At 65.7% G+C, this 8,543-nt stretch carries 7 protein-coding genes and 1 pseudogene; 4 read left to right on the top strand and 4 right to left on the bottom strand.

All coding sequences use genetic code 11. The features are described 5' to 3' along the window. Nucleotides 1-240: 240 nt before the first annotated feature. From AC3WJM_RS01020 to AC3WJM_RS01005, 4 genes and pseudogenes are all read left to right on the top strand, one after another. On the top strand, nucleotides 241-735 hold the full coding sequence (locus AC3WJM_RS01020; RefSeq protein WP_492271022.1) for an SRPBCC family protein: 495 nt from the start codon (nucleotides 241-243) through the stop codon (nucleotides 733-735). Then, nucleotides 704-1,174, top strand: a pseudogene (locus AC3WJM_RS01015) (GNAT family N-acetyltransferase); the annotation flags it as partial. The gene AC3WJM_RS01020 and the pseudogene AC3WJM_RS01015, both read left to right, overlap by 32 nt. A gap of 54 nt (nucleotides 1,175-1,228) precedes the next feature. Further along, nucleotides 1,229-2,647, top strand: coding sequence for an FAD-binding oxidoreductase (locus tag AC3WJM_RS01010; protein WP_492271024.1), 1,419 nt, complete (start codon nucleotides 1,229-1,231; stop codon nucleotides 2,645-2,647). A gap of 134 nt (nucleotides 2,648-2,781) precedes the next feature. Further along, nucleotides 2,782-4,098, top strand: a complete 1,317-nt coding sequence (locus AC3WJM_RS01005; protein ID WP_492271021.1) for an MFS transporter — start codon at nucleotides 2,782-2,784, stop codon at nucleotides 4,096-4,098. A 56-nt stretch (nucleotides 4,099-4,154) separates the two neighbouring features. Here the strand turns inward: AC3WJM_RS01005 and AC3WJM_RS01000 are convergent, their stop codons facing one another. From AC3WJM_RS01000 to AC3WJM_RS00985, 4 genes are all read right to left on the bottom strand, one after another. Next, a complete protein-coding gene (locus tag AC3WJM_RS01000; RefSeq protein ID WP_332601819.1) occupies nucleotides 4,155-5,384 on the bottom strand; it encodes an amidohydrolase family protein in 1,230 nt (409 codons plus the stop codon). Between the two features lie 24 nt (nucleotides 5,385-5,408). Further along, nucleotides 5,409-6,431 (bottom strand): ABC transporter ATP-binding protein, encoded by a 1,023-nt coding sequence (locus AC3WJM_RS00995; protein ID WP_492271020.1) that lies wholly within the window; start codon nucleotides 6,429-6,431, stop codon nucleotides 5,409-5,411. An 8-nt stretch (nucleotides 6,432-6,439) separates the two neighbouring features. Beyond that, nucleotides 6,440-7,507, bottom strand: coding sequence for an ABC transporter ATP-binding protein (locus AC3WJM_RS00990; RefSeq protein ID WP_492271019.1), 1,068 nt, complete (start codon nucleotides 7,505-7,507; stop codon nucleotides 6,440-6,442). Then, nucleotides 7,504-8,543, bottom strand: a 1,040-nt coding sequence (locus AC3WJM_RS00985) for an ABC transporter permease (RefSeq protein WP_492271018.1), incomplete at its 5' end; no start/stop codon positions are given. The genes AC3WJM_RS00985 and AC3WJM_RS00990, both read right to left, overlap by 4 nt.

Raw genomic sequence — 8,543 nt, 5'->3', positions numbered from 1 at the left:
CCATAAGTGAGCGGGCGTCCCGCCCGGGAACCGCCATATGTGAGCCCGCGTCCTGCCGGGAGCCGGTATATGTGAGCGGGCGTCCCGCCGGGAGCCGCCATAAGTGAGCGGGCGTCCCGCCCGGGAACCGCCATATGTGAGCCCGCGTCCTGCCGGGAGCCGGTATATGTGAGCCGGCGTCAGGGGCGAGCGCGCTGGATCCGGAATCGGGGGTGCCGCTGGGCGGTAAAGTTGGTGCACATGGAGAGCCTCTTTAGTCACCTCGCGCCGGACTCCGAACCCCAGCCGGAGCAATCCGGTGAGCTGGACCCCGTGGTGTGCACCGTCGTCGTGCCTTCGCCTGTGGCGCATGCTTTCATGGGCTTCACCGACCACCCGCATCTCTGGTGGCCGATGGAGGACCACAGCGCCTACGGGGCGGGCTCGCACGTTGAGTTCGAGGAGAATTTGATCCTGGAGACGGCCGACGACGGCCGAACCTCGATATGGGGGACCATCGACGACTGGCAGCCGCCGTTGTCCTTCCATGCGAGCTGGTATCCAGGCAGTACCGCGATGTGGTCCACCGAACTTCGTCTGGCCTTCCGTGCTGTTGACGGAGGAACGGAGGTTCGTCTGGTCCACGACGGCTGGGAAGGTGCCGAACACCCCGCGCAGACCCGTGCAGACTACGCGGCTGACTGGCCTGGAGTTCTTGAGCGCTATGTCCGGTTCATGGGCGGCGCAAGTGAATAGAATCCGTCGCCTCCAAGCGACTGACTGGGAATTGCTTCGCGACGTCCGGTTGGAGATGCTGTCGGACACCCCGATGGCCTACGTGGAGAGCCTCGCGGCCGCCCGGCGCCAGACTGACAGTCAATGGCAAGAGCGAGCAGCCACGATGTCGGGCGACTCGAGTATCACCCTGATAGCGGACGACGGCACGGACGGTAGCCCGATCAGCGGACTTATGCGCGTGGTCATCAAGCAGCCGCAGGATCCTTCCCGGGCTCTACAAGCCATGCTGATCAGCGTCTACGTCGCACCCGAACACCGTGGCCTGGGCCTGGCCGACCAGTTGCTTGATGAGGCTTGCGCCATAGCAGGCGCCGAGCTCGGAGCAGGCGTGATCGAACTGGGCGTCCACGAGGACAACGCCCGAGCGAAGGCGTTCTACGAGCGGCACGGATTTGAATACACCGGTGCCAGTCGGCCTTATCCGCAGGACAAGGCCAGGTTGGAGATCGTTATGGCCCGCCGGCTTCCACCCGCGGGTGAAACCCAGCAAAGCGAAAGCCCGGGCGCGTTCATCGATGATCTAGGGGCCGCCCTCGCTCCGGGGCAAGTCGCAGTCGACGAACAGACACGCATCACCTATGCCGCAGACCTGGGACCCGTCCTGGACTTGCAGCTGCCCTTGGCTGTGGTGTTCGCCGAATCCGTCGAAGACGTGCAGTATGTGGTGCGCAGTTGCGCCCGGCACGGAGTTCCGATCGTGGCCCGCGGCGCCGGCACCGGGGTTTCCGGCGGCGCCCACGCCAGCCAGGGGTGCATCGTCCTCAGCTTGGAACGCATGAACCGCATCCTGCAGCTCAACGCGGACGATGAGACCGCCGTCGTCGAACCTGGCGTGGTGAACGCTGACCTGAATGCCGCCGCGTCCGAACACGGCCTGATGTACGCGCCGGACCCAGCGAGCTACAAAATGTCCACGATCGGCGGCAATGTGGCCACGAACGCAGGCGGCTTGCGTTGCGCCAAGTACGGCGTGACGAGGGACTCGGTGCTGGCGCTCGACGTCGTCCTGGCCGATGGCTCGCTTATCCACACAGGTCACCAGACCTTCAAGGGTGTGGCCGGGTACGATCTCACAGCGCTGTTTGTGGGCTCCGAGGGCACCCTGGGGATCGTGGTGGGTGTGACGGTGCGCCTGCGCTACCTGCCGCGCGAGGTACAGACAGTTGCCGCCTTCTATCCGGACTTCCGCGGTGCCGCAGCGGGTGTCCTGGCGGTCGGAAGGGCCCGCGTCCAGCCCGCCATCATGGAAATGCTCGACGCCGGAACGCTGGCCCAGCTCGACGACCTGTACGGCTCGGACCTCGGAGAACGCGGACAGGCGCTGCTGTTGATCCAGACTGACGGCTTTGGAGCGGCAGCGGAAGCAGCTTTGGTACGGGAAGTGCTCGCCGCCGGCGGCGCCGCGGTGACGGCGGAATCCAATGCCGAAGCGGAGCGCCTCATCGAGATGAGGCGCTCGAGTCGAGGCGACGAAGTGGACAACGAATTCCGGGTTGGCGAGGACGTCGCTGTTCCGAGGTCGCGGCTTGTCGACTACGTGGCCGCGCTCGAGGCCATGGCCGTTACCCACGAGGTCCAGCTCAAGGTGGTGGCCCATGCCGGCGACGGCAACCTGCACCCCACCTTCTGGGTTGACCGCGTGGACAGGGAAGTGGACGCCGATGCCATGTCCCGCCTCAACCATGCCCTGGACGACTCGATTGACGCCGCGCTGGCGATGGGCGGAACCATCACCGGCGAGCACGGGGTGGGGCAGTACAAGCTGCGTTGGCTCGGACTTGAGCAGCCTGAGCCCATCCGGGAGTTGCAGCGTCGCATCAAAGAGCTTTTCGACCCGGCCGGAATCTTCAATCCCGGCAAGGCTATCTAAAGCTCTGGTATTCCAAATCTAATCGTCAGGGTCCAGCGTCACGCTCAGCCGCCACTTTAGTGGCAGTTTACTTTGCCATGCAATGCCCCTAATCTTATTTGGTATACCAAATTAGGATTCCAGGGAGGCAACCAATGGAACAAGCACAGCCGCCGCGCCGCGGTACTTCCGCGTACGCCGCTCGACGGACTACCTGGATACTCGTTGCACTGGCATTTGTCTCCATCAACCTCCGTCCGGCCATTACGACAATCGCCGGCACCATGGGTCAGCTGCAGGCAGGCTTCGGACTCGACGCGCATCTGCTGCCGTTGCTTGGCGCCTTGCCTGTACTTGCCTTCGGCGTCTCGGCTCCTTGCGGTCCGTGGCTGGCCCGTCGCCTGGGCACCGGAGGGGCCGTCTCGGCGGCGCTCCTGGTGCTTGCCGCGGCGCTGATCGTCCGCGTATTCGTGCCCGGACTGTTGCTGCCCGGAACGTTCCTGGCAGGGGCATCCATCATGACCGCCAGCGTGCTCGTGCCGCAGATCGTCAAGGCAAACCGCGGTACCGGCTGGTGGACGGGGCTGTGCACCATGGGCTTCGGGCTGGGCGCGGCGCTCGGCGCGGGGCTCGTCCAGCCGCTGCAGCAAGCGCTCGGCGGAAGCCTCGCCTGGGCGCTGGCCGTCTGGGCCGTCCCCGCCCTGCTGGGGGCCACGTTGATCCACCGTGCCGGTCAACCGGCGGGGAGTCCCGACGGGACCGACGAGACCGAAACCGGCGGACCGGCGTCGGGCGCTGGTTTACAGAAGACGACGACGGCGGGTGGCGCAACGGGGGAAACCGGCACCATTCCGTTGCGGAAGCAGCGGACGGCCTGGGCCGTGACCGCGTTCTTCGGGCTGCAAGCCATGCTGTATTTCGCGATCACCTCGTGGCTCGCGGTGTTCCTGGTGTCGAAGGGGCAGACCGTGGCCGACGCAGCAGGTCTCTTGGCATGGTTCAGTGTCGCAGGGCTGCCCGCGAGCCTGCTGGCTCCCGTCCTCGCGGGGCGTCGCGCGGTTCTGAAGGTCATGGCTCCAGGCCTGGGATTGCTCGTCGTCGCGGCTTTGATAGGGGTCTTGACCGCGCCCGTGGCTTTGCAGTTCCTCATGGTCGGCGTGTTGGGGATCGTCCAGAGTGCCGGCTTCGGGCTGGGAATGGCGTTGGTTGTCATCCGCTCAACCGGACCACAGAGCGCCGGCAGCCTGTCCGCCATGAGCCAGGGCTTGGGCTTCGCGTTGGCGTCCCTGGGGCCGTTGGGGGCGGGATTCCTCCATGAGTGGTCCGGCGGCTGGGACGTTCCCTTCTGGGCCCTGGCCGCGGAAGCGGTGCTTCTCGCGGTGGCCGGTTTCCTCGCGGTGCGCGGGCCGGCGGTGTCGGTGGAAGCCGTCGAGACGGAACATCGTGGCGAGCCCGCCGCCGTCGGGCGCTAAAACTAAAAAAGTGGCCGGTCCCTCGCACCAGGGATCGGCCACTTTTTTGTGCGGGCTTAGACCAGCTCGAGCTGATCCGCCACGACCTTGCCGCGGTGGATGACCGTCCGGTCGGTGCCGCGGTCCATCACCGCGGAGGCGACCGTTTCGCCGTCGAGCAGCAGGAGTTCGGCAGGATCGCCGACCTCGACGCCCGGGCGGTGTGCCGTGCCCTTCAGGCGAGTGGCGGACGGGTCGAGGATGCTGGCGCCGCCTACGGTGGCGATCGCGAGGCAGTGCTCGATGAGCTCGTCCTTGCGGAAGCCGTGGGTGAAAGCGAGCTGCCAGGTGCGGTCGAGCATGTCCGTGTTGCCATAGGGGGACCAGTAGTCGCGCTGGCCGTCCTCGCCCAGGCCCATGCGTACGCCGGCTTCGGCGAGCAGCGGGATGGGCAGCTGGGCGGCCACACCGGCGGAGCCCGGCGCCACCGACGCCATGGAGATGTCCAGCTCGGCGAATTCGTCGATGAGGCGGCGCGTGGTGGCCTCGGAGACGCTGCCCAGCTGGTACGCGTGGGACATGGTGACCTTGCCCTGCATCCCCAGGGCGCGGGTGCGCTCGATCACGAGGTCCGTGCTGAAGACGCCGAGTTCGCCGGGCTCGTGGAGGTGGATATCAATGGGGACCTGGTACTTTTCGGCCAGTCCGAAGACGATGTCCAGATGCCGGGCCGGGTCGCGGTCCAGGCTGCACGGGTCGATGCCGCCCATGACATTCGCGCCGGACTTGAGTGCCTGGTCCATGAGGGGTACGGTGCCGTCCTCAAGGAGGAGGCCGGCCTGCGGGAACGCGATGATGTCGACGTCGGCCTGCCCTTTGAACTGCTCCTTGGCGGCCATCACGGCGTCGAAACGCTCAAGCCGGCAGTCGACGTCGATCTGGGCATAGGAGCGCACACGCGTGGTGCCGCGGGCGATCATCCGGCCGAGGGTGTTGTTGACCCGTTCCTGCAGCGGAACCTCGGCGTTGCGCCAGTTCTGCCGGTCGTTCATCATCATGGTCCAGACGCCGGGGCCGCCGGTGTGTTCGCGGAACGGCAGTCCGATGCGGGTCGAGTCCAGGTGCACATGGACGTCCGAGAACGACGGCACGAGAAGACGGCCGCGGCCCTCGACGACGGTGGTGTCGCCAGTCGCCGCAGCGCGTGCAGGGTCATGGGGTTCGACGCCGGTGATCTTGCCGTCCGTGACGAGGACGTCGCTCAATGCTTGTCCCCAAGGACGGACGGCACGAATCAGGGTGTTCAATGTATTGCTCCTTTGATGTTGGATCTATTGCACACCAGCGAGGGCTGCGGATTCCAGACCTGCGTGGTGGCAGGCCGGGGCAGTCGCGCTGGCGGGTCGGGGGATTTCGCTGATGCACCGTTGCTGCTGTTCCGCTCCCAAGGTGCCGAACAACGGACACCGGGTGCGGAAGACGCAGCCGCTGGGTGGGTTTGCCGGCGACGGGAGATCTCCCCGGAGCCGGATCTTTTGCTGCTGGCGGGCTGCCCTGGGATCCGGCAGGGGCACGGCGGACAAGAGAGCCTGCGTATAGGGATGCCGGGGCTCCCGGAACAAGTCCTCCCGGCTTCCTTGCTCCACGATTTTGCCGAGGTACATCACCGCCACCTCATGCGAGATATGGCGGACCACGGAAAGATCGTGCGCGATGAAGATGTATGCCACTCCGGTGTCCCGCTGGATCTCCTGGAGCAAGTTGACCACCTGCGCCTGCACCGAGACATCGAGGGCGGATACGGGTTCGTCGCAGACGATCACCGAGGGGTTCAGCGAGATGGCGCGCGCGATGCCCACCCGTTGGCGCTGGCCGCCGGAGAACTCGTGCGGGAAACGGTTGTAGTGCTCCGGTTTGAGGCCCACCTGCTCGAGGAGTTCCTTCACCCGGTTCTTGAGGCCGCCGGCCGGGTTGATCTTTTGCGCCAGCATCGGTGCGGCGATGGCGGTGCCCACGGTTTGCCGTGGATTGAGCGAGGCGAAGGGGTCCTGGAAGATCATCTGGACCTTGCGGCGGAAGTTGTACAGATCGCGGCCCGCCAGCTGGCTGATGTCCACGCCGTCGATCAGGATCCTCCCGCCGGTGGGATCCATGAGCCGCGCGATCATGCGCCCGGTGGTGGACTTGCCGCAGCCGGACTCACCCACGAGTCCCAACGTGTGGCCGCGCGCGAGGCTGAAGGAGACGCCGTCGACGGCTTTGACGGTCTTGGATCCCTTGGGGGAGAACAGACCGCCTTTGATGGGGAAATGCTTCTGGAGGTTCTCCACCTGGAGAATTGCCTGCGTGTCCATGGCGGGTCCTAACGCGTATTCCGAATAGTGACGATCTGGGGGCCGCTCAAGTGGCAGCGCTTTCCGTGGCCGTCTTCGACCACGAGCTCCGGGCGCTGGCTCGCGCATACGCCGTCGCCGGCAAGGGCCGCGTACTCGCACCTGGCGCTGAAAAGGCAGCCTCTCGGGAGGTCAAGGAGCGACGGCGGCTGGCCCGGAATGGGGTTGAGCCTGCCCGAGCTACTGCTCAGCGTGGGCATCGATTTGAGCAGGCCCAGAGTGTAGGGGTGCCGCGTGTCGTAGAAGATCTCGTCCACCGGTCCCGATTCGACGCATTGCCCGCCGTACATGACCAGCACGGAATCGCACACTTCGGCCACCACGCCAAGATCGTGGGTGATCAGGATCAGGGCCGAGTTGGTTTCCTGCTGGAGCTCGGACATGAGGTCCAGGATCTGTGCCTGCACGGTGACGTCCAGCGCGGTGGTGGGTTCGTCCGCGATGAGCAGTTCCGGTTCGCAGATCAGTGCCATGGCAATCATGGCGCGCTGGCGCATGCCTCCGGAGAAATGGTGCGGGTATTCGTCGTAGCGCTGCTCGGGGCTCGGAATGCCTACCCTTCCGAGTATGTCGACGGCGGCCGCGCGGGCTTGCTTCTTGCTTGCCTTGTTGTGGACGAGGTAGGCCTCGGCGATCTGATGGCCCACGGTGTAGAAGGGATGCAGGGCCGAGAGAGGATCCTGGAAGATCATGCCGATGTTCCGGCCGCGAAGCTGCCGCATGGCGGACTCGGGCAGTGTGACAAGGTCCTTGCCTTGGAACAACGCCTGGCCGGTGACCCGGGCTGAGGTCCCCTTGAGGAGCCCCATGAGCGCCTGGCTGGTGACCGACTTGCCGGACCCTGACTCTCCGACGATGCCGAGGGTCTGCCCGCGCTCCAAGGAGAAATCCATCCCGTTGACTGCCGAGACAAGGCCGTCGTCGGTGGGGAACTTCACCGAAAGGTTCCGGACGTCGAGGAACGCGGCGGCTTCCGCGGCCTGATGCGCGGTTCGCGTGGCCGGTTGACCGGCCGGACTGGGCTGGAGCTGGGTCATTGGAGCCTCACTCGGGGATCGATGGCAGCGTAGGCGAGGTCGACGACGACATTCGCGACGATGACGAAGAAGGCAGCCAGCATGGTGATAGCCATGGTGACGGGGAGGTCGCCGGAAATGGCAGCCCGGACGGCCGTGAAACCGAGTCCCGGGACGGAGAAGATCTGCTCGGTGAGGACCGCGCCGCCGAGGAGAAGCCCGATATCCATGCCAAGCATGGTCACCACCGGAGTGATCCCGGCCCGGACACCGTGTTTGAACGTCACTGTTCGGGGCGCCAGGCCCTTGGCACGGGCCGTGCGGATGAAGTCCTCGCTGAAGGTCTCGATCATGTTGGTCCGGGTGACCCGGATATACGCCGCGCTGAAAAGCACCGCGAGGGCGACCCACGGCAGGAAGTAGTTGAGCACCCAGGCCCCCGGACCATGCGGACCGAAGGGGCTGTTGATCTCGTTCGTCGTGAAGGGCAGGAGATGCAGCTGGTTGACGAAAACCAGCAACAGGAACAGGCCGGTGACGGGGATGGGCAGCGAGACTCCAACGGACGCTGCGCCGACGATGAACTTGTCCGTGGCGGATCCCTTGCGAAGGGCGGCGAGCAAACCGAGCCCGACGCCGGAAACGGTCCAGAGCACCAGCGCGCCGACCGCCATGGAGAGCGTGTAGGGCAAGGAGCGGGCGATGATGTCCGAGACGTTTTCATTGGTTTGGAACGATTTGCCGAGGCATGGCCACTGGCAGATCGATTCCGCTCCGGGAGCACCGATCATCCGCGGCGAGACCAGACCGCGCATGTAGTCGATGTACTGGACCAGGAAAGGGTGGTCCATGCCAAGGGCCACGCGGGCTTCCGCGATGCGTTCTGGAGTGCACTCCTGGCCGCAAGCGGCGGACGCAGGATCGGCAGGACCCAGCTGGAACAGCGTGAAGGTGATGAAGCTGACGGCGACGAGAAGCAGGATCAGGGAGCCTGTCCGGCGAAAGATGAATCTGATCATTGTGCTGGTTGCGGGCCGTCCGGTAGTCGCCGGACGGC

The organism is Arthrobacter sp. FW306-1B-G06A, assembly GCF_058781765.1.
The sequence above is the reverse complement of the archived record's forward strand: the minus strand, read 5'-3'. Positions and strand labels throughout refer to the sequence as shown.